Raw genomic sequence first — 20,079 nt, 5'->3', positions numbered from 1 at the left:
CCCGGCGGCCGGTCCGGTCGCCGGGCACCCGGTCACAGCAGCGCGAACTGCCCGCCCGGGCCCTCCTCCTGATGCTCCAGCACGGACGCGGGCCGACGGGCGGCGGCCGGGACGGGCAGGACGCCCGCCGCCCGCAGGTCGGCGGCGGTGACCGGCGGGCCGACGTCCAGGGCCTCCTGCCGGGGGCGCAGCCCGTCCAGCAGGGCCAGCAGGGTGATCAGCTCCAGCAGCTCCGAGGTCCACTCCTGGAGCCAGGCCCGGGGGCGCACGGCCTCCAGGCCGTCCGGGTCCGGTGCGCCGGACGCCGTGCGGCGCCCGAACCACAGCTCCAGCACCCGGACCCCGCCCACCCGGAACTCCCAGGCCCCGGCGGGCACCGGCGAGATGCGCCCGGTGCCCAGCGCGAGCGTCTCCCCGTCCGGGTCGTACTCCGGCGCGGCCGGCACCGGCGGGATCGCGGACCGCACGTAGGGGCGGCGCCCGCCCGGCAGCCGCGGGCGCTCCCGGCCCCGAGCACCCCGCAGCTGCAACCGCACCAGCTCCCGCCCCAGTTCCACCCCGGCCGACCAGCGCGCGGGGTCGGCGGGCAGCGGCACCACGCATCCGGCGGGCGAGGGCCGGGCCGCCGCGAGCACCCACGCCAGCACGGCCTCCGCGGTGACCGGTCCGCCGTGGAGTTCGCCCAGCAGCGCGAGCAGCCCCGGGGCCAGATTGGGTTCGAGACCGCCGGGGCGCCGGTACAGCGGACGGATCCGGCCCGGCCGGCCGGCGGGGGAGTGGCCGTCCGGGAGCAGCGCCGTCAGGGACAGGGCGGGGCCGGTGTCCCGGGGCACGCGTCCGTGCTCCACGACGAACAGCTGGTGCCCGTCGGCGACCCGCCACAGCTCGGGGCGGGCGGCGTCGATCAGCCGGTGGTCGGGCAGCAGCCACTGCCGGTCGAACGGGCCGTGCGCGATCCGTACCGGCTCGGGGCACGGCCCGTCCTCGCGGGCGAACCGGCCGGTGCCGGTGGACTGCCCCGGCAGCGCCGCCACCGAGGTCCACGGATCACGGGACCGGCTGGCCCGGAACAGTCGTTCGCGTTCGTCGGCCGGGGCCCGCACCAGCCGGTCCCAGCGCGCCCTGAGCGAGGCGGCGTCGGGGGCGAGGACCCAGGGGCGCCCGGTGCGCAACGGCCGTACGGACCAGGGCATGAGATCGTCGAGGAGCGGGGCGTCCGCGTCCTGGCCGTCGCCGGAGCCGCCCGCCGCCCGTGCTGCCACCGTGCCGTCCTCCCCGTCGCCACGCCCGCCGCCTTCCCGGGCATCGTAACCGTGCCCGTGCGGAGCGGTCCCGTCCCGCGCGAGGGCCCTCAGTGGGCCTCCAGGGTGACCGAGAAGGAGAAGCGGTCGCCCCGGTACCGGATGCGTGCCACGTCGACCACCCGGCCGTTCTCGTCGTACGTCACGCCCGTGTAGAACAGGATCGGGCTCAGCAGCGGCACCTTCAGGAGTTCGGCGGTGGGCGGGTCGGCGAGGCGGGCCTCGACGGTGTCGGTGATGCGCGCGATCCGGACGCCGACCCGGTCGCGCAGCACCTTGGTCATCGGCCAGCGTTCGAGATCGGCGACGTCGAGACGGGCCGCGACCTCGGGATGCACCATGTTCTCCGCCCAGTTGGTGGGCTCGTCGTCGTTCTCGTCGCAGCGCAGTCGGCGGTAGCCGACCACCTCGGCGCAGTCGGGGAAGTACTCGCCGAGGTCCCCGGGCACGGCGACCGGGCCGTGGCCGAGGACCTCGGTCCGCTCGCCCGACTGCTGGGCCACGATCGCGTCGATCGAGCCGAGCAGCCGGACCGGCGAGACCCGGCGGGCGCGCGGCTCGATGAACGTGCCGCGCCGCCGGTGCCTGCTGATCAGTCCCTCCGACTCCAGCTCCTTGAGCGCCTGGCGCATCGTCAGGACGCTGACGCCGTAGTGCGCGGCGAGCTGTTCCTCGGTGGGCAGCCGCGCCGACGCGTCCTGGGCCCGGCCGAGTATCGAGGCGCGCAGCGACTGCGAGACCTGGTACCACAGCGGCAGCTTGCGGTTCAGGACCAGCGAGTCGGGGGCGAAGGCCGGCCCCGGGGGCGTCTTGGGCATCTGGGGCACCTGGGTCACCTGGTCTCTCCGTACTGCGACTGGTCTCTCCGTACCGCGACGGGGCGGACGCGCCGGGGCGGGGCCGGGGAACGGCCCCGCCGCCTACGGCCTGAAGTTGCGGCTCAGACCCTGCCACACGTCGTCGTAGCCGCGCTGCAGATGACCGGCCGTCGCCGCCTGCGCGGTCGCCGTCACCGGCCAGCGGGTCTCGAACATGAAGGCCAGGCCGTCGTCGATCTTCTGCGGCTTCAGCTCCGCCTCGCTCGCCCGGTCGAAGGTCTCCCGGTCCGGGCCGTGCGCCGACATCATGTTGTGGAGCGAGCCGCCACCGGGGACGAAGCCGCCCTTGCCGGCCGTCTTCGCGTCGTACGCGCCCTCGATCAGGCCCATGTACTCGCTCATCACGTTGCGGTGGAAGTACGGCGGCCGGAAGGTGTCCTCGCCGACCAGCCAGCGCGGCGCGAAGACGACGAAGTCGACCCCGGCCAGCCCCGGGGTGTCGGACGGCGAGGTCAGCACCGTGAAGATCGACGGGTCGGGGTGGTCGTAGCTGATCGAGCCGATGACGTTGAAGCGGCGCAGGTCGTAGACGTACGGGGTGTGGTTGCCGTGCCAGGCGACGACGTCGAGCGGGGAGTGGTCGTAGGTCGCGGACCAGAGGTTCCCGCAGAACTTGTTGATCACCTCGACCGGTCGGTCCTCGTCCTCGTACGCGGCGACGGGGGCCAGGAAGTCCCGGGCGTTGGCCAGTCCGTTGGCGCCGATCGGGCCGAGGTCGGGCAGGACGAACGGCTGGCCGTAGTTCTCGCAGACGTAGCCCCGGGCGGTGGCGTCGAGCAGCTCCACGCGGAACCGGACGCCGCGCGGGATCAGCGCGACGTGCCCCGGCTCGGCGCGCAGCAGGCCCATCTCGGTGCGCAGCAGCAGGCCGCCGTGCTCCGGGACGATCAGGAGCTCGCCGTCGGCGTCGCCGAACACCCGGTCCGTCATGGACGCGTTGGCGCTGTAGAGGTGCACGGCCATGCCGGTGCGCTGCGTCGCGTCGCCGTTGCCGCCGAGGGTCCACAGGCCGGCCAGGAAGTCCGTCCCGGCGGCGGGCTCGGGGAGCGGGTCCCAGCGCAGCCGGTTGGGGTCGGGCACGGATTCGGTGAACGGGGCGGTGCGCAGGGCGCCGTTGTCGATCCGGGCGAACGGCGGGTGGGCGGCCGAGGGGCGGATCCGGTAGAGCCAGGAACGGCGGTTGTGGGCGCGCGGTTCGGTGAAGGCCGAGCCGCTCAGCTGCTCCGCGTAGAGCCCGAGGGGGGCGCGCTGGGGGGAGTTGCGGCCGTGTGGCAATGCCCCCGTCACCGCCTCCGAGCTGTGCTGATTGCCGAAACCGGCGGAGTACTCAAGCCCCTCCGCCGTCTTCCTCGCCTGCTCGATGCCGCTCATCCGCGCTCCCGGTGCCGAAGAAATCCTATGGACAACCGTAGGAATCGAATCGGGGCGCGTCAACGGCATTCGTGACGCACGGGGGGGTTCCAGAAGTTGAACAATGCTCTACTCTCTCGCTCATGTCGTGGACACGAAGACTTCTGGTGGTCCTGGTGGCGTTCGCGGCCGCCCTCCTCGCGGCCCCCGTGGCGCAGGCGCACGAAGAACGTCCGGTCGAACTGCCCGACGGAACCGGAAGCGTTCCCGTGTATCGCACGGGCGAACCCGATCTGCTGGTCTGCAAGGGCGACCGGGCGGACTTCGGGCGCCGGGTGGCGGCCTTTCCCACCGAACTGCGCGACCGGAACCTGAAACTCTTCGACCGGTGCCTGAAGTCCGGCTTCCGCCACCTGCAACAGGCCGTCGACGCGGTCGACAGGCCGGGCATGAACATCGCGGTCCTGCCCGGCCTGTACGAGGAGGAGCCCTCGCTGCCCGCACCGGCGGGGGAGTGCGCCCGGCTGAAGGCCCCCGATTCCCAGCTCGGCTACCAGATCCTGTCCTACGCCCAGCAGGCGCGATGCCCGCACAACCAGAACCTGGTGGCGATCCTCGGCAAGAAGAACCTCCAGATCGAGGGCACGGGCGCCGAGCGCACGGACGTGGTGATCGACGCCAAGTACCGCAAGCTCAACGCGATCCGCGCGGACCGGTCCGACGGCGTCTACTTCAAGAACTTCACCGCCCAGCGAACCACCTTCAACTCCCTGTACGTCCTGGCGCAGGACGGTTTCGTCATCGACGACGTCCTCACCCGCTGGAACGACGAGTACGGCTTCCTGACCTTCGCGAGCGACCACGGGCTGTACAAGAACTGCGAGTCGTACGGCAACGGCGACTCCGGCATCTACCCCGGCAGCGCCTCGAACATCAACGACGGCCACGGCTACGACGTACCGCGCTACTCCATCGAGATCACCGGCTGCCGCAGCCACCACAACATGGTCGGCTACTCGGGCACGGCGGGCGACTCCGTCTACGTCCACGACAACGAGTTCGACCACAACATGGGCGGCGCCTCGATGGACAGCGCCTTCCCCGGCCACCCCGGACTGCCGCAGAACCACGCCCGCTTCGAGCGCAACCTGATCCACGACAACAACGCCGACTACTACCGGTACGTCGCCGACGGCACCTGCGCCAAACCGCCCGTGGAGCGGGGCTACGAGGACGGCGTCGTCTGCCCGCAGATCTCCATGCCGCCCGGCACCGGCATCATCACCGCGGGCGGCAACTGGAACCTGTACGAGAACAACTGGATCTACGGGCACCGGCGCACCGCCTTCTACCTGTCCGCCGTCCCCGCCTTCATCCGGGGCGAGGACGAGCTGTCCAAGCAGGCCGACACCTCCCACCACAACCGGTACGCGAACAACCACCTCGGCAAGGACCGGGCGGGCAACTCCCGGCCCAACCGCACCGACGTCTGGTGGGACGGCCAGGGCGGCGGCAACTGCTGGCAGGCGGACACCGGGGCGTCGTCCCCGCGCGCCCTGCCCACCTGCGGCGCCGAGCGCGGCGCCGTGTCCGGCGGCGGCGACCGGCTCGTCGGCGAACCGGTCAAGCTGGCCCAGCTGATGGTCTGCGCCGACTACGACGTGCGGGCGCGGCGGCTGCCGGCCGGCTGCGACTGGTACGGCGCGCGGGGCATCGAGCGCGTCGAGACGCAGATGGCGCTGGCGATCGCCGTGGTGCTCGCGCTGGTCGGCGGGGTGCTGTGGTGGCGCAGGCTGCGGGGCAGCCGGTCCGCCACCGTCGTCACGGCGCTCGGGGCGATCGGCCTCGCGCTGGACGTCGCCGGTTCGACGACGGGGCTCGCCTCCTCCTACGTGCCCGCGCTGGCCCTGCTGCTGACCGGGGTGTGGTGGACCGGGACCGGGCTCGTGCTGCGGCGCGAACGGCCGGGGCTGGGATGGACCACGGTGGTGCTGGGCGCGCTCACGCTGCTGGACGCCCTCGACAAGGCCGTGTTCATGATCCCGTGGATCCCGCTCGGCCCGGCCTGGGTGCGCGGACTCCTCGGCGTGGTCTGGGTGGTGTGGGCCGTGATCGCCGCCGCCCGGCACGGCGAACGGGGCGGGGACCCCGGAACGGCGGAGAACTTGGAGACGGCACGGCCCGCGGAGGCGTCGCGGATCGCGGAAGGGGACGGAGCATGAGGCGTTTCGGAAAGGGACGGAGCACGGGGCGTTTCCGCGGGCGACCGGTCGTCACGGCCGTCACCGTGCTCACCGCGGGCGCCCTCGTGTTCGGGGCGAGCGCCTGCGGCGGGCGGGCCACCACCCACCACAAACCCGGAACGAGCCACGAACAGGCCGACGGGGACACCGGCCGACTGCTCACCGCCGACGACGGCTCGGGCAACCGGCTGCGCGAGGTCGACGCCGAGGGCGCCCCCGCCGTGACGGTCGCCGTGCGGCGGGACTCCGAGGACGGATGGAACGTCCGCCTCACCGTGCGGAACTTCCGGTTCACCCCGGACAGCGTGGGCGGCGCCGCCCTCCCCGGGCGCGGCCACGCCCGCCTGTTCCTCGACGGCCGCCCCCTCGCCCGCGTCTACGGCGCCTGGTACCACCTCCCCGCCTCCCTCGTCCGCGGTGCGGGCGGCGGCACCGGCCTCACCGCCCGGCTCTACGCCGACGACCACACCGCCTGGGCCGTGCACGGCACCCCCGTCCAGGCCACCGCCTCCCTCGCCACCTCCTCGGCGGAGCCCACCGCCACACGGCCGGCCCCCGGCGGGACCCGCCCCGGGGAGGCCCGGCCCGACACGGACCTGGAGATCGTCGTCTCCCACGGCAGGGTCAGCCCCGCCCCCGGCCGCACCGAGGTCGAGAAGGGCGGCACCGTCCGGCTGCGCGTGCGCAGCGACCGCGCCGACAGCCTCCACGTCCACGGCTACGACAAGGAGGCCCGGCTGCCCGCGGGCCGCACCGTCACCCTGACCTTCACCGCCGACCGCAGCGGGCTCTTCGAGGTCGAGACGCACGAGTCCGACCTGCTCCTGACCCAACTCGTCGTACGGTGACCGCCCTGGCCCACGGCATCGGCGCCCAGCACGACCTGCCGCTGTCCCCCTTCTACGCCTTCGCCGGAGCCTTCACCGCGCTCTTCGTCTCCTTCCTCGCGCTCGGCCTGCTCTGGTCCGCCCCACGCTTCCGGGGCGACCGGGCGGGCCGCCCGGTCCCGGCCGCCGTCCAGCGCCTCACCGACGCCCGCCCCACCCGCACCGCCCTGCGCGTCCTGGGACTCGCCGCCGGGCTGTTCGTCGTCCTCCACCTCCTCCTCGGACCGGACGACCCGGAACGCAACCCGGCCCCCGGCGCCGTGTACGTGCTCCTCTGGGTCGGGCTGGTCCCCGCCTCGCTCCTCCTCGGCCCCGTCTGGCGGCCGGTCAACCCGCTGCGCACCGTCCACCTCGTCGCCTGCCGCCTGCTCCGCCGCGACCCGGAGGAGGGGCGTCCCCTGCCCGCCCGGCTCGGCCTGTGGCCCGCCGCGGCCGGGCTCCTCGCCTTCACCTGGCTCGAACTCGTCGCCCCCGACCCCGCGTCGGCCACCACCCTGCTGCCCTTCCTCGCCCTCCACGCCGCCGTCCAGCTCGCGGGCGCCGCCCGCCACGGCGCCGGGTGGTTCGACCACGCGGACGCCTTCGAGGTCTACTCCGGCCTGCTCGCCCGGCTCTCCCCGCTCGGCCGCCGCCCCGCCGACGGCCGCCTCGTGCTCCGCTCCCCGTTCAACGGCCTCGACGCCACCCCGCAGCTTCCCGGGCTCGTCGCCACCGTCTGCGTCATGCTCGGCTCCACCGCCTACGACGGCTTCTCCGACTCCCCCTCCTGGATCGCCACCGTCCAGACCTCGCCCCTGGGCCGCACCGCCGCGGCCACGCTCGGCCTCCTGGCCGCCGTCGCCCTCGTCGCCACCCTCTACGCCCTGTGCTCCGGGGCCGTCCGGCTGATATCCGGCCGGCTCCGCCACCCCCTCACCTCCTTCGCCCACTCGCTCGTCCCGATCGCCCTCGGCTACCTCGTCGCCCACTACTTCACGCTCTTCGTCACCGAGGGGCCGCGCACCGTCATGACGGCGTTCGGCGCCGACGGTCCCGCCCCGCCCGATCCGCCCCTGGGACCCGGCGGCGTCGCCACGCTCCAGGTCCTCGCGATCGTCCTCGGCCATGTGCTCGGCGTCGTCGCCGCCCACGACCGGTCCGTACGCCTCTTCCCGCCCGGCCGCGCCGTCGCGGGGCAGCTCCCGCTGCTGATCCTGATGATCGCCTATACCGTCGGAGGGCTTTCGTTGCTCATCGTGTGAGCAACGACGGCGGTCGGCCACCCGTCGCAGAGGAGACCCACGGCATCATGGAGCCCGTGCCCCATGTCAACACGAACCTCCGCCGTGCCCCCGTGCAGCAGCGCAGCGCCGAACGCCTCGCCCGGATACTCGACGCCTGCGCCGAACTCCTCGACGAGACCGGCTACGAGCAACTGTCCACCCGGGCCGTGGCCATGCGCGCCGAAGTGCCCATCGGCTCCGTCTACCGCTTCTTCTCCAACAAGCGCGCGCTGACCGACGCCCTGGCCCGCCGCAACCTGGACAGCTACGCCGAGCGCGTCACCGCCCGGCTGGCCGAGATCCCCACCGCCGACTGGCGCAGCGCCATCGACGCCGTCCTGGACGAGTACCTGGCCATGAAGCGGTCCATGGCCGGATTCGCCCTGGTCGACTTCGGTGTGCCGGCCCCCGTCGACGACCCCGCCGACGACGCCAACCGCCGGGTCGCCGGCCGGCTCGCCGAACTGCTCTCCGGATACCTCGGCCACGCCCCCGAGGAGGAGCGGCTCCGCACCATCCTGGTCTGCGTCGAGGCCGCCGACGCCGTCCTCAGGCTGGCGTTCCGCAGCGACCCGGAGGGCGATCCGGCCATCGTCGCCGAGACCCGCATCCTGCTGCGGGCCTACCTGGCGCGGCTCCTGGACTGACCCGTGCGCACAGGGCCGGACTGCACCCGCCGGGTGAACAACGCGTTGACCTGGGGTTTTGCTCGTATTGCTCGCATGTCAACATCTTGTTAACGCCGCGGGGCGAGCCCTAACGTCATCCGCACCGCCGACTCCGGTGGGAGTTCAAGGGTGAACGATAGGTATCCCACATGCTGACAATCCTCGGCTTCGCCATGATTACGACCTTTCTGGTCCTGATCATGATGAAGAAGATGTCGCCGATCGCGGCGCTGGTCCTGATCCCCGCACTGTTCTGCGTCGCCGTCGGACAGGGCGCGAAGCTCGGCGACTACGTCATAGACGGCGTCGGCAACCTGGCCCCGACCGCCGCGATGCTGATGTTCGCCATCGTCTACTTCGGCGTGATGATCGACGTCGGCCTCTTCGACCCGATCGTGCGGGGCATCCTGCGCTTCTGCAAGGCCGACCCGATGCGGATCGTCGTCGGCACGGCGGTGCTCGCCGCGATCGTCTCGCTCGACGGCGACGGCTCCACCACGTTCATGATCACCGTCTCGGCGATGTACCCGCTGTACAAGCGCCTCAAGATGAGCCTGGTCGTGATGACCGGGGTCGCCGCCACCGCCAACGGCGTCATGAACACCCTCCCCTGGGGCGGCCCCACCGCCCGCGCCGCCACCGCGCTCAAGCTCGACGCGGGCGACATCTTCGTCCCGATGATCCCTGCGCTCGGCGTCGGACTGGCCGCCGTGCTGCTCCTCGCCGTCGTGCTCGGCCGGCGCGAGCGCAAGCGGATCGGCCTGCTCACCCTCGACGGGGAACCGGCCGGGCGGACGGTCACCGAACCGGAGGCCGTGCTCGTCGCGGCGGGCGGCGGCGACCGCGCCCGCAGGACCTCCGGCGGAGCGGACCGGGGCACCGGCACCGGTGCTGGCGGAAGCGCGGAGAGCGCGGGGGAGGACGTGGACGAGGGCTTCAAGGGCCTGGACCCGAACCGGCCCACCCTGCGCCCCCGGCTGTACTGGTTCAACGCGGGCCTCACCGTCGCCCTGCTCGCCGCGATGATCATGGAACTGATGCCGATCCCGGTGCTGTTCCTGCTCGGCGCCGCCCTCGCCCTCACCGTCAACTTCCCCCACATGCCCGACCAGCGGGCCCGCATCGCCGCCCACGCCGACAACGTCCTCAACGTCTCCGGCATGGTCTTCGCCGCCGCCGTCTTCACCGGCGTCCTCTCCGGCACGGGCATGGTCGAGCACATGGCCGACTGGCTCGTCGGCGCGATCCCCGAGGGCATGGGCCCGCACATGGCGATCGTCACCGGAGTCCTGAGCATTCCGCTGACGTACTTCATGTCCAACGACGGCTTCTACTTCGGCGTGGTCCCGGTGCTCGCCGAGGCGGGCGCGGCCCACGGCGTCTCCCCGCTGGAGATCGCCCGCGCCTCCCTGGTCGGCCAGCCCCTGCACATGTCGTCCCCGCTGGTCCCGGCCGTCTACGTCCTCGTCGGCATGGCGAAGGTCGAGTTCGGCGACCACACCAGGTTCACCGTCAAATGGGCCGCGCTCACCTCGCTGGTGGTGCTCGCCGCCGGCCTCCTGTTCGGCATCGTCTGACCGCGTCGCACACCCGGAAGCCCGGCAGGGGCTCGGCCGCCCCTCTTCGTCATCCTCGCCCGGCAGTCCGCCCCCGCCGAACAGGACCGCGCCTGCCCCCGGGGGACACCCGGGGGCAGGCGCACGGCAGGACCGGCCGGAGCCGGCCGGCCCCGTACCGGCGCACGGGAGGGCGGGAGGGCGCCGCGCACCAGTGGTGTCGGGGCCCGCTCCCGTACCGGCGGTCGGGCGACCGGGCCGCCGCCGCGGAATCCGTGTTGACCTCAAGTCCACTGGAGGTCGTACGTTCTTTGCATGAGCATGGAAACCACGGCGTGGACACAGCTCCACAACGTCATGAACGCCCAGACCGACCGGCGCCCCTTCGACCGGGCCACCCTGCGGCGCATCGCCGCCTTCGCCCGGCCGCACCGGCGCCGGGTCGTCCAGTTCCTGGTCCTGAGCGTGGTGACGGCGCTCCTCGCGGTCGCCACCCCGATCCTCGCGGGACGCGTCGTCGACGCGATCGTGGCGGGCGAGGAGTCGGGCACCGTCACCGGCCTCTCCCTGCTCATCGCGGTGATCGCCGTCGCGGAGGCCGGCCTCGGCCTGGTCAGCCGCTGGCTCTCGGCGAACCTCGGCGAAGGGCTGATCCTCGATCTGCGCACGGCCGTCTTCGACCACGTGCAGCGCATGCCGATCGCGTTCTTCACCCGGACCCGCACCGGCGCCCTCGTCAGCCGCCTCAACAACGACGTCATCGGCGCCCAGCGCGCCTTCAGCAACACCCTGTCCGGCGTCGTCAGCAACATCGTGACGCTGCTGCTCACCCTCGGCGTGATGCTCTCCATCTCCTGGCAGATCACCGTGCTCGCGCTGGTGCTGCTGCCGGTCTTCGTCCTGCCGGCCCGCCGGATGGGCAGCCGGATGGCCAGGCTCCAGCGGGAGGCCGCGGCCCACAACGCCGCGATGGGCACCCGGATGACCGAGCGGTTCTCCGCCCCCGGCGCCACCCTGATCAAGCTCTTCGGCCGGCCCGCCGACGAGTCCGCCGAGTTCGCCGCCCGGGCCGGCCGGGTGCGCGACATCGGCGTCCGCACGGCCATGGCCCAGTCCGCGTTCATCACCGCCCTCACCCTCGTGTCGGCCCTGGCCCTCGCCCTGGTCTACGGGCTCGGCGGCCACTACGCGCTGCGCGGACAGCTGGACGCGGGCGCGGTCGTCGCCCTGGCCCTGCTCCTGACCCGGCTCTACGCACCGCTCACCGCCCTCGCCGGGGCCCGCGTCGAGGTGATGAGCGCCCTCGTCAGCTTCGAGCGGGTCTTCGAGGTCCTCGATCTGGAACCGCTCATCGCCCAGAAGCCGGACGCGCGGACGGTCCCGGACGGCCCGGTGTCCGTGGAGTTCGACCGGGTCAGGTTCGGCTACCCGTCCGCCGACAAGGTCTCGCTCGCCTCGCTGGAGGACGTCGCGACCCTCGACACCCGCGACAGCGGTGAAGTGCTGCGCGGCGTCTCCTTCCGCGCCGAACCCGGACAGACGGTGGCGCTCGTCGGCTCGTCCGGCGCGGGCAAGTCGACCATCGCGCAACTGCTGCCGCGCCTGTACGACACGGACGGGGGAACGGTGCGCATCGGTGGCATCGACGTGCGCGACCTGACCGCCGACACCCTGCGCGACACCCTCGGCATGGTCACCCAGGACGGCCACCTCTTCCACGAGTCGGTCCGCGCCAACCTGCTGCTCGCCCGCCCCGGCGCCACCGAGGAGGAACTCTGGGACGCCCTGCGCCGCTCGCGCCTGGACGGCCTCGTCGCCTCGCTGCCCGACGGGCTCGACACCGTCGTCGGCGAACGCGGCTACCGGCTCTCCGGCGGCGAACGCCAGCGGCTGACCATCGCCCGTCTGCTGCTCGCCCGCCAGCGCGTCGTCATCCTCGACGAGGCCACCGCCCACCTGGACAACACCTCCGAGGCGGCCGTCCAGGAGGCGCTGACCGAAGCCCTCGCCGGACGCACCGCGGTCGTGATCGCCCACCGGCTCTCCACGGTGCGGGCGGCCGACCTCATCCTCGTCGTGGAGAGCGGGCGGATCGTGGAACGGGGCACGCACGACGAACTCCTCGCGGCGGGCGGCCGGTACGAGGAGCTGTACCGGACCCAGTTCGAGAACCCCGGCCACGAAACCGCGGAACTGGGCTGAGCGCGAACGTTCCACCGGGCGTGACGGGCGTCTCTGGCGCCCCAAAACTAACGGCGCTAGTTTGGGGCGGGCGGCATCGCCCGCAACCGCGTCCGGGAGGAACAGCCATGAAGGCCCACGACGGCATGTACATCGACGGCGCCTGGCGGCCCGCCGCGGGACGGGACACGATCGAGGTCGTGAACCCCGCGGACGAGCAGGTCATCGCCCATGTCCCGGCGGGCACGGCCGAGGACGTCGACGCCGCGGTGCGGGCGGCCCGCGCCGCGCTCCCCGGCTGGGCGGCCACCGCCCCCGCCGAACGGGCCGCGCGGATCGCCGCGCTGCGCGACGTGCTGGCGGCCCGCAAGGACGAGATCGCCGGGACCGTCACCGCCGAACTCGGCGCGCCGCCGTCGTTCGCGCAGGCGGTGCACGCGGGCCTGCCGGTCAAGGTGGCGGGTTCGTACGCCGAGCTTGCCGCCTCGTACGTCTTCGAGGAGAAGATCGGCAACTCCACCGTGTACGCCGAGCCGGTCGGCGTGGTCGGCGCGATCACCCCGTGGAACTACCCGCTCCACCAGATCGTGGCCAAGGTGGCCCCCGCGCTCGCGGCGGGCTGCACGATCGTCCTCAAGCCCGCCGAGGACACCCCGCTGACCGCCCAGCTCTTCGCCGAGGCCGTCCACGAGGCGGGCGTCCCGGCGGGAGTGTTCAACCTGGTCACCGGCCTCGGCCCGGTCGCCGGACAGGCCCTGGCCGGGCACGACGGCGTCGACCTGGTCTCCTTCACCGGCTCCACCGCCGTCGGGAGGCGGATCGGCGCCACGGCCGGCGCGGCGGTCAAGCGGGTCGCCCTCGAACTGGGCGGCAAGTCCGCCAACGTCATCCTGCCGGGCGCGGACCTCGCCAGGGCCGTCGCCGTCGGCGTCGCGAACGTCATGGGCAACTCCGGCCAGACGTGCAGCGCCTGGACCCGCATGCTGGTGCACACCTCGCAGTACGACGAGGCGGTCGCACTCGCCGCGGAGGCGGCGGGCACGTACGGCGACCGCATCGGCCCCCTCGTCAACGCCGCGCAGCGGGCCCGGGTGCGCGGTTACATCGAGAAGGGCGTCGAGGAGGGGGCCCGGCTCGTGGTGGGCGGCCCCGAGGCCCCGCGGGAGAAGGGCTGCTACGTCAGCCCCACCGTGTTCGCCGACGTCACCCCGGAGATGACCATCGCCCAGGAGGAGATCTTCGGCCCCGTCCTCTCGATCCTGCGGTACGAGGACGAGGAGGACGCCCTGCGGATCGCCAACGACACCGTGTACGGGCTCGCGGGCGCCGTCTGGGCCGCCGACGACGCCACGGCCGTGGCCTTCGCCCGCCGGATGGACACCGGGCAGGTGGACATCAACGGCGGCCGGTTCAACCCGCTCGCCCCCTTCGGCGGGTACAAGCAGTCCGGCATCGGCCGCGAACTCGGCCCGCACGGGCTCGCGGAGTACCTCCAGACCAAGTCCCTCCAGTTCTGACCCCTTTCCGGCCCCTGCCGTCACCCGCACCGCCCGCATCACCCGCACGCCCGGTCCAGTCCCGTCGATCGCCGAGGAGCCCGTTCGTGGTCCGCGCCGCCGTACTGCCCGCCGTCAAAGCCCCGCTGGAGATCACCGACATCGAACTCCCGGAACCCGGCCCCGGCCGGGTGCGGGTCGCGCTCGCCGCCGCGGGCGTCTGCCACTCCGACCTCTCGCTGTCCGACGGCACCATGCGGGTGCCCGTCCCCGCGGTCCTCGGGCACGAAGGCGCGGGCACCGTCGTCGCGGTCGGCGAGGGCGTCACCCAGGTCGCACCAGGCGACGGCGTCGTGCTCAACTGGGCCCCGTCCTGCGGAAACTGCCACCACTGCGGGATCGGCGAGGTCTGGCTCTGCGCCAACGCCCTGGCCGGTGCGGCCGGCATCCACGCCCGCACCGCCGACGGCACCGAACTCCACCCCGGGCTGAACGTGGCGGCGTTCGCCCAGGAGACCGTCGTCGCCGCGAACTGCGTACTGCCCGCCCCGGCCGGCATCCCGCTCACCGACGCCGCCCTGCTCGGCTGCGCGGTCCTCACCGGATACGGCGCGGTCCACCACAGCGCCCGGGTCCGGGCCGGTGAGTCCGTCGTGGTGTTCGGCATCGGGGGCGTCGGCCTCGCGGTGCTCCAGGCCGCCCGGATCGCGGGCGCCTCGAAGGTCATCGCCGTGGACGTGTCGCCGCAGAAGGAGGAGCTGGCCCGGCGGGCGGGCGCCACCGACTACGTCGTCGCCTCCGACACCACCCCGCGCGCGATCCGCAAGCTCACCGGCGGCCAGGGGGCCGACGTCGCCGTCGAGTGCGTCGGCCGGCCGGTCACCATCCGGGGCGCCTGGGAATCCACCCGCCGCGGCGGCCGCACCACGGTCGTCGGCATCGGCGGCAAGGACCAGCAGGTGTCCTTCAACGCCCTGGAGATCTTCCACTGGGGCCGCTCGCTGACCGGCTGCGTGTACGGCAACAGCGACCCGGCCCGGGACCTGCCCGTGCTCGCCGGACACATCCGGGCGGGCCGGTTCGACCTCTCCATGATGGTCACCGCGCGGATCGGACTGGACGGCATCCCGGCCGCCTTCGACGACATGACCGCGGGCCGGGGCGGGCGCGCGCTCGTGGTGTTCGAGTAACCCGCCACCCGTCACCCCGTCGCCCGTCAACTCGTCGGCCCGGCCTCCGCCCGCTCCGTGGTGAGCAGCCGGGCGTCCATCTCGCCCTGCTCGAAGAGCCGGGAGGCCGGGCCGACGATCAGCGGATCGGGTTCGCCCACCACGTCCGTGTCCTTGTCCGGGTAGTCGAAGCGGTGCAGCACGTGCCGGATCGCCTCCAGCCGGGCCCGTTTCTTGTCGTTGCTCTTCACCACGGTCCAGGGCGAGTCCGCCGTGTCCGTGTGGAACAGCATCAGCTCCTTGGCCTCGGTGTACGCGTCCCACTTGTCGAGCGAGGCGAGGTCGACCGGGCTGAGCTTCCACTGCCGCACCGGATCGATCTGACGGATCATGAACCGGTTGCGCTGCTCGTTGCGCGAGACCGAGAACCAGAACTTCACCAGGTGGATGCCGTCCCGGGCGAGCATCCGCTCGAAGCCCGGTGCCTGGTGCATGAACTCGAGGTACTCGCGGGTGGTGCAGAACCCCATCACCCGCTCCACACCCGCCCGGTTGTACCAGGACCGGTCGAACAGCACGATCTCCCCGGCGGACGGCAGATGGGCCGTGTACCGCTGGAAGTACCACTGGGTGCGCTCGCGCTCGGTGGGCTTCTCCAGCGCCACCACCCGCGCGCCACGGGGGTTGAGGTGCTCGGTGAAGCGCTTGATCGTGCCGCCCTTGCCCGCCGCGTCCCGTCCCTCGAAGAGGATGACGAGGCGTTCGTCGCGGTCCTTCACCCAGTGCTGGAGCTTGAGCAGCTCGATCTGCAGGGCGCGCTTGGACTTCTCGTACCTCTTCCGGCCGAGCTTGACGGAGTACGGGTAGTCCTCGCGCCAGGCGTCCCGGGGCCGGCCCTCGGGCGTCACCAGGACCGGGTCGTCGTCCCCGCTGTCGGCCACGGCGAAGCCGGTGAGCCCGGCGCCGCCGTGGCGGGCCGCGTCGGCGAGGGCGTCCGACATGTCCTTCAGGTCCCCGGCCATCGCCTTCGCCGTCCTACCGCGGCCGTTCGGTCGCTTGGCGCTCCGTGTCATCTCGGTGTCCTCCCGCAGGCTGCGCCGGATCCTTCCGCGTGAGGCCAGTCTGCGTACGGGCCCGGGAGACCGCCACCCCTGCCAGGCAGAGCAGGCCCCCGCCGATGGTGAGCGGCGCGGGCACCTCGTCCAGCAGCAGCCAGGACATCGCCACCACCAGCGCGGGCACGGCGTAGGTGGTGGCGCCCATCCGTCCGGCGGTGGTCCTGGCCAGCGCGTAGGCCCAGGTCGTGAAGGCCAGCGCGGTCGGGAAGAGCCCCAGGTAGACCATGTTCAGGGTGGCCGACAGGGGCGCGTCGGCGATCTCGGAGACCAGCGCGCCGGAGAACGGCAGACAGGCCACCGTGCCGACCAGGCAGCCGAACGTGGTGACCTGGAGCGCGGAGCCGTGCCGCAGCGCGGGCTTCTGGAGGACCACCCCCATCGCGTACGTCACCGCGGCCAGCACGCAGAGCGCCACGCCGAGGACCGGGGCGCCGCCGCGCCCCGACATCGAGAACCCGACCACGACGGCGCCCGCGAACGACACCGCCATGCCCGCGATCAGCCTGCCGGGCAGCGCCTCGCCCAGCAGCCGGGCGCCGAGCAGCGCGATCAGGAGGGGGCCGATGTTCACCACCATCGCGGCCGTGCCCGCGTCCACCTGCCGCTCGCCCCAGTTGAGGGCCACCATGTAGACGCCGAACCAGAGCAGGCCGGACCAGATGATCCCCGGCCAAGCGGCCCGCGGCGGCAGCCCCTCGCGCCGCAGCACCAGCAGGACGCCCAGCGCCAGGGTGCCCGAGAGCAGCCGGCCGAGGGCGAGCGCGCCGGGCGAGTAGGCGTCCCCCGCGCTGCGGATGGAGACGAAGGCGGAGGCCCACAGCACAACGGTGGTGCAGGCGGCGGCGGGGGCCCGCCAGTCACGGGGCGCCGCGGGGGAGGGTGTCGTCGTCATGCCCCGACCGTAGGGCCACGACCGTTCGGTACCTACCGAATCGACTCCGGGTCGATGCCGAGATGTTCGCGCAGCGCCCGTTCCCCCTCCGCGGTCGCCCGCACCGCGCGCCCGGACCCGATCCGTACGCACCACCGCGCCTCCAGCGCGTACCGGCACAGCGCGGCGCCCGCCGCACCGGCCAGGTGCGCCCTGCGCTCCGTCCAGTCCAGACAGCTCCGCGCCAGCGGACGCCGCGACCCCGGATCCAGCCCGATGCCCAGCCCGTCGAACCAGCGCAGGCCGTCGTTGGTCAGGGCGAAACCGGTGTCCTGCCGCAGCAGCCCCCGTGCGGTCATCGCGTCGGCGATCGTGATGCCGAGCCGCCCCGCGAGGTGGTCGTAGCAGGTGCGGCCGCGGGCCAGCGCACGGTCGGCGGTCACCGCGCCCAGGCTCCGCGGACGCGCGGGGGCGGGGCCGGGGGAGGCGTGGGCCGCCAGGTCCTCGACGAGGTGTGCCACGCGTTCGCCGGCGAGCCGCAGATAGCGGTGGCGCCCCTGTCGCTCCTCGGCCAGCAGCCCGCCGGCGACGAGCCTGCCGAGGTGTTCGCTGGCGGTGGACGGGGCCACGGAGGCGTGCCGGGCCAGCTCGCCCGCGGTCCAGGCGCGGCCGTCGAGCAGGGCGAGGCAGAAGGTGGCGCGGGTCTCGTCGGCGAGGAGCGCGGCCAGGGCGGCCAGCCGGGGGGCGGCCGGGTCGGGGTGTGCCATGCGTGCCATGGGACCAGGATGCGTCAGGGACGCTTCGGCGCCGGCCGAACCGTCCGGTCGGGCGGCAGCAGTTCGTACTGGAGCGAGAGGCCGTCGACCAGGGCCCGCAGCCCGGTCTCGAACGCCCCCTCGTCGACCTGCCGACGGTGCTCGGCCAGCAGATGGGCCCGGCCGAGGTGCGGGTAGTCGACGGGGTCGTACGCCGTCTCGTCGTCCACGAAGCCGCGGGCGAACGAGCCGAGCGCCGAGCCGGTGACGAAGTAGCGCATCAGGGCCCCGATGTACGTGGCCTGGGCGGGCGGCCAGCCGGCCCGGACCATCGCGCCGAAGACCGCGTCGGCGACCCGGAGGCCGGCCGGGCGGCGGCCCGGCCCCTGGGCGAGCACCGGGACGATGTGCGGGTGCGCGGAGAGCGCCGCACGGTAGGAGACGGCCCAGTCGTGCAGGGCGGCCCGCCAGTCGCGGGTGTCCGACTCGTCGAACATCGACAGGTCGACCTGGGCGGACACCGCGTCCGCGACCGCGTCCAGGATCTCGTCCTTGTTGCGGAAGTGGTTGTAGAGCGAGGGACCGCTGACCCCGAGTTCGGCGGCGAGCCGCCGGGTGGAGACGGCGTCGAGTCCCTCGGCGTCCACGAGCGCGCTCGCCGTCTCGACGATCCGGTCTCGGCTGAGGAGGGGCTTGCGCGGTCGGGCCATGCGGCACATAGTAGGGCCTGCGCACAGAAAACTAGCAGTGCTAATTAAAATCGGGAGTCAAGGATGAACCTGGAGCTCAGCGAGGAACAGGAAGCCGTCCGCCGGCTCGCCGAGGACTTCGTGGCCCGCGAGGTGTCCCCCCACGTCGTGGAGTGGGACCGGGCCGAGAACGTCGACAGGTCGATCGTGGGGAAACTGGGCTCCGTGGGCTTCCTCGGGCTGACCGTCCCCGAGGAGTACGGCGGCTCGGGCGGCGACCACCTCGCGTACTGCCTGGTCACCGAGGAGCTGGGGCGCGGCGACTCCTCGGTCCGCGGCATCGTCTCCGTCTCCCTCGGCCTGGTCGCCAAGACCATCGCGGTCTGGGGCGACGAGGAGCAGAAGCGGCACTGGCTGCCGAGGCTCACCGCGGGCGAGGCGATCGGCTGCTTCGGCCTCACCGAACCCGGCACCGGCTCGGACGCCGGGAGCCTGACGACGAGGGCCGTCCGGGACGGCGACGCGTACGTCATCAACGGCACCAAGATGTTCATCACCAACGGCACCTGGGCCGACGTGGTGCTGCTCTTCGCCCGCACCGGCGGCGCCCCCGGCCACCGGGGCATATCCGCCTTCCTGGTCCCCGCCGACGCCCCCGGCCTCACCCGCCGCACCATCCACGGCAAGCTCGGCCTGCGCGGCCAGGTCACCGCCGAGCTGGTCCTGGAGGACGTCAGGGTGCCCGCCTCCACGCTCCTGGGTCCGGAGGGCAAGGGCTTCTCGATCGCCATGTCCGCCCTGGCCAAGGGGCGGATGTCGGTCGCGGCCGGCTGCGTCGGCATCGCGCGGGCCGCCCTCGACGCCGCCGTGGGCCACGCGGGCGAGCGCGAGCAGTTCGGCCGCCCCATCGCGGGCCACCAGCTCGTCCAGGAACTCATCAGCGACATCGCCGTGGACGTCGACGCCGCCCGGCTGCTGACCTGGCGGGTGGCCGACCTCGTCGACCGGGGCGAGGAGTTCGCCACCGCCGCGTCCAAGGCGAAGCTCTTCGCCTCCGAGGCGGCCGTCCGCGCCGCCAACAACGCCCTCCAGGTCTTCGGCGGCTACGGCTACATCGACGAGTATCCGGTCGGCAAACTGCTGCGCGACGCCCGGGTGATGACCCTGTACGAGGGCACCAGCCAGATCCAGAAGCTGATCATCGGCCGTGCGCTGACGGGGGTCTCCGCCTTCTGACCCGCCGCCCGCCCGAGCGGTTTCGAACGGGCGTCTGAGTAGCGGACTGAGTACGGGAACGGATGTGGCGCACGCCACCGCGCCCGATGCTGGCGCCATGAGCGAGACAACAACCGTCAAGCAGCAGGGCACCGCCGCCTTCTACGGCCAGGCCGTCGCCTCCTTCGGAGTGGCGATGGGTGCGGTGGCCCTCGGTATCTACTCCCTGGACGCCGACGCCTGGGTCCGGGGGTTCCTCGCGATCGGGGTCCTCTACCTCGTCACCTCCTGTTTCACCCTGGCCAAGGTCATCAGGGACCGCCAGGAGGCGGGGCGGATCGTCAGCCGGGTCGACCAGGCCAGGCTGGAGAAGATCCTCGCCGAGCACGACCCCTTCCAGAAGCTCTGATCCGGCCGGAGGACCCGATCCGTCCCGGACC

General features: G+C 73.1%; 17 protein-coding genes. 10 read left to right on the top strand and 7 right to left on the bottom strand.

The annotated features are described in order from the left end of the window. Positions 1 to 32: 32 nt before the first annotated feature. The 3 genes from ACFYW1_RS28795 to hmgA form a co-directional block, all read right to left on the bottom strand. Positions 33 to 1,262 carry a type ISP restriction/modification enzyme gene (locus ACFYW1_RS28795; protein WP_388999372.1) on the bottom strand — a complete coding sequence of 410 codons (1,230 nt, stop codon included), beginning with the start codon at positions 1,260 to 1,262 and terminating at the stop codon, positions 33 to 35. Between the two features lie 89 nt (positions 1,263 to 1,351). Then, a complete protein-coding gene (locus ACFYW1_RS28790) occupies positions 1,352 to 2,119 on the bottom strand; it encodes a GntR family transcriptional regulator (protein ID WP_388999369.1) in 768 nt (255 codons plus the stop codon). A 102-nt stretch (positions 2,120 to 2,221) separates the two neighbouring features. Then, positions 2,222 to 3,550, bottom strand: a complete 1,329-nt coding sequence (gene hmgA, locus ACFYW1_RS28785) for a homogentisate 1,2-dioxygenase (RefSeq protein ID WP_388999366.1) — start codon at positions 3,548 to 3,550, stop codon at positions 2,222 to 2,224. Positions 3,551 to 3,672: 122 nt separating this feature from the next. Here hmgA and ACFYW1_RS28780 point away from each other — a divergent pair, with 122 nt between their 5' ends. The 8 genes from ACFYW1_RS28780 to ACFYW1_RS28745 all read left to right on the top strand — a co-directional run bounded on the left by ACFYW1_RS28780 (position 3,673) and on the right by ACFYW1_RS28745 (position 15,012). Beyond that, the gene (locus ACFYW1_RS28780) at positions 3,673 to 5,751 is read left to right on the top strand and encodes a right-handed parallel beta-helix repeat-containing protein (protein ID WP_388999363.1); all 2,079 of its coding nucleotides are present in this window, start codon (positions 3,673 to 3,675) and stop codon (positions 5,749 to 5,751) included. Continuing rightward, positions 5,748 to 6,620 (top strand): hypothetical protein, encoded by an 873-nt coding sequence (locus ACFYW1_RS28775; RefSeq protein ID WP_388999360.1) that lies wholly within the window; start codon positions 5,748 to 5,750, stop codon positions 6,618 to 6,620. The genes ACFYW1_RS28780 and ACFYW1_RS28775 overlap by 4 nt, the downstream gene beginning before the upstream one ends. Further along, complete coding sequence (locus tag ACFYW1_RS28770) at positions 6,617 to 7,900, top strand: hypothetical protein (RefSeq protein ID WP_388999357.1); 1,284 nt, start codon at positions 6,617 to 6,619, stop codon at positions 7,898 to 7,900. Before ACFYW1_RS28775 ends, ACFYW1_RS28770 begins: the two co-directional genes overlap by 4 nt. A 47-nt stretch (positions 7,901 to 7,947) precedes the next feature. Next, on the top strand, positions 7,948 to 8,568 hold the full coding sequence (locus ACFYW1_RS28765; protein ID WP_388999354.1) for a TetR family transcriptional regulator: 621 nt from the start codon (positions 7,948 to 7,950) through the stop codon (positions 8,566 to 8,568). Between the two features lie 170 nt (positions 8,569 to 8,738). Continuing rightward, complete coding sequence (locus ACFYW1_RS28760; protein ID WP_388999351.1) at positions 8,739 to 10,166, top strand: CitMHS family transporter; 1,428 nt, start codon at positions 8,739 to 8,741, stop codon at positions 10,164 to 10,166. 294 nt (positions 10,167 to 10,460) lie between these two features. Beyond that, positions 10,461 to 12,347, top strand: a complete 1,887-nt coding sequence (locus ACFYW1_RS28755; RefSeq protein WP_388999348.1) for an ABC transporter ATP-binding protein — start codon at positions 10,461 to 10,463, stop codon at positions 12,345 to 12,347. Positions 12,348 to 12,454: 107 nt separating this feature from the next. Beyond that, positions 12,455 to 13,843, top strand: a complete 1,389-nt coding sequence (locus ACFYW1_RS28750) for an aldehyde dehydrogenase family protein (RefSeq protein WP_388999345.1) — start codon at positions 12,455 to 12,457, stop codon at positions 13,841 to 13,843. Positions 13,844 to 13,929: 86 nt separating this feature from the next. Further along, positions 13,930 to 15,012: a Zn-dependent alcohol dehydrogenase gene (locus ACFYW1_RS28745; RefSeq protein ID WP_388999342.1), complete on the top strand. Its 1,083-nt coding sequence runs from the start codon at positions 13,930 to 13,932 to the stop codon at positions 15,010 to 15,012. Between the two features lie 26 nt (positions 15,013 to 15,038). On the opposite strand, the gene ppk2 is transcribed toward ACFYW1_RS28745, so the two are convergent. The 4 genes from ppk2 to ACFYW1_RS28725 all read right to left on the bottom strand — a co-directional run bounded on the left by ppk2 (position 15,039) and on the right by ACFYW1_RS28725 (position 18,445). Further along, positions 15,039 to 15,932, bottom strand: a complete 894-nt coding sequence (gene ppk2, locus ACFYW1_RS28740) for a polyphosphate kinase 2 (RefSeq protein WP_388999565.1) — start codon at positions 15,930 to 15,932, stop codon at positions 15,039 to 15,041. Positions 15,933 to 16,026: 94 nt separating this feature from the next. Next, on the bottom strand, positions 16,027 to 17,001 hold the full coding sequence (locus ACFYW1_RS28735; protein ID WP_388999339.1) for a DMT family transporter: 975 nt from the start codon (positions 16,999 to 17,001) through the stop codon (positions 16,027 to 16,029). 32 nt (positions 17,002 to 17,033) lie between these two features. Then, positions 17,034 to 17,756 (bottom strand): ArsR/SmtB family transcription factor, encoded by a 723-nt coding sequence (locus ACFYW1_RS28730; protein WP_388999336.1) that lies wholly within the window; start codon positions 17,754 to 17,756, stop codon positions 17,034 to 17,036. Between the two features lie 14 nt (positions 17,757 to 17,770). Further along, complete coding sequence (locus ACFYW1_RS28725) at positions 17,771 to 18,445, bottom strand: TetR/AcrR family transcriptional regulator (protein WP_388999333.1); 675 nt, start codon at positions 18,443 to 18,445, stop codon at positions 17,771 to 17,773. A 63-nt stretch (positions 18,446 to 18,508) separates the two neighbouring features. Between ACFYW1_RS28725 and ACFYW1_RS28720 the strand changes: the two genes are divergently transcribed. Beyond that, the gene (locus ACFYW1_RS28720) at positions 18,509 to 19,660 is read left to right on the top strand and encodes an acyl-CoA dehydrogenase family protein (protein WP_388999330.1); all 1,152 of its coding nucleotides are present in this window, start codon (positions 18,509 to 18,511) and stop codon (positions 19,658 to 19,660) included. A 97-nt stretch (positions 19,661 to 19,757) separates the two neighbouring features. Continuing rightward, complete coding sequence (locus ACFYW1_RS28715; protein WP_356932793.1) at positions 19,758 to 20,048, top strand: YiaA/YiaB family inner membrane protein; 291 nt, start codon at positions 19,758 to 19,760, stop codon at positions 20,046 to 20,048. The last annotated feature ends 31 nt before the right edge of the window (positions 20,049 to 20,079 follow it).

Origin of the sequence: Streptomyces sp. NPDC002669 (assembly GCF_042889165.1) — a bacterium.
Lineage (GTDB): Bacteria > Actinomycetota > Actinomycetes > Streptomycetales > Streptomycetaceae > Streptomyces.
Note: the sequence above shows the minus strand (reverse complement) of the source record. Positions and strands in the feature narration are given on the sequence as shown.

Bases quoted from the DNA above. Each gene is read 5' to 3' on its own strand.
- ACFYW1_RS28760 (WP_388999351.1), top strand. From the start codon at position 8,739: ATGCTGACAATCCTCGGCTTCGCCATGATTACGACCTTTCTGGTCCTG.
- ACFYW1_RS28790 (WP_388999369.1), bottom strand. From the start codon at position 2,119: ATGCCCAAGACGCCCCCGGGGCCGGCCTTCGCCCCCGACTCGCTGGTC.
- ACFYW1_RS28750 (WP_388999345.1), top strand. From the start codon at position 12,455: ATGAAGGCCCACGACGGCATGTACATCGACGGCGCCTGGCGGCCCGCC.
- ACFYW1_RS28725 (WP_388999333.1), bottom strand. From the start codon at position 18,445: ATGGCCCGACCGCGCAAGCCCCTCCTCAGCCGAGACCGGATCGTCGAG.
- ACFYW1_RS28735 (WP_388999339.1), bottom strand. From the start codon at position 17,001: ATGACGACGACACCCTCCCCCGCGGCGCCCCGTGACTGGCGGGCCCCC.
- hmgA (WP_388999366.1), bottom strand. From the start codon at position 3,550: ATGAGCGGCATCGAGCAGGCGAGGAAGACGGCGGAGGGGCTTGAGTAC.
- ACFYW1_RS28765 (WP_388999354.1), top strand. From the start codon at position 7,948: ATGGAGCCCGTGCCCCATGTCAACACGAACCTCCGCCGTGCCCCCGTG.
- ACFYW1_RS28715 (WP_356932793.1), top strand. From the start codon at position 19,758: ATGAGCGAGACAACAACCGTCAAGCAGCAGGGCACCGCCGCCTTCTAC.
- ACFYW1_RS28780 (WP_388999363.1), top strand. From the start codon at position 3,673: ATGTCGTGGACACGAAGACTTCTGGTGGTCCTGGTGGCGTTCGCGGCC.
- ACFYW1_RS28730 (WP_388999336.1), bottom strand. From the start codon at position 17,756: ATGGCACGCATGGCACACCCCGACCCGGCCGCCCCCCGGCTGGCCGCC.
- ACFYW1_RS28755 (WP_388999348.1), top strand. From the start codon at position 10,461: ATGAGCATGGAAACCACGGCGTGGACACAGCTCCACAACGTCATGAAC.
- ACFYW1_RS28720 (WP_388999330.1), top strand. From the start codon at position 18,509: ATGAACCTGGAGCTCAGCGAGGAACAGGAAGCCGTCCGCCGGCTCGCC.
- ACFYW1_RS28775 (WP_388999360.1), top strand. From the start codon at position 5,748: ATGAGGCGTTTCGGAAAGGGACGGAGCACGGGGCGTTTCCGCGGGCGA.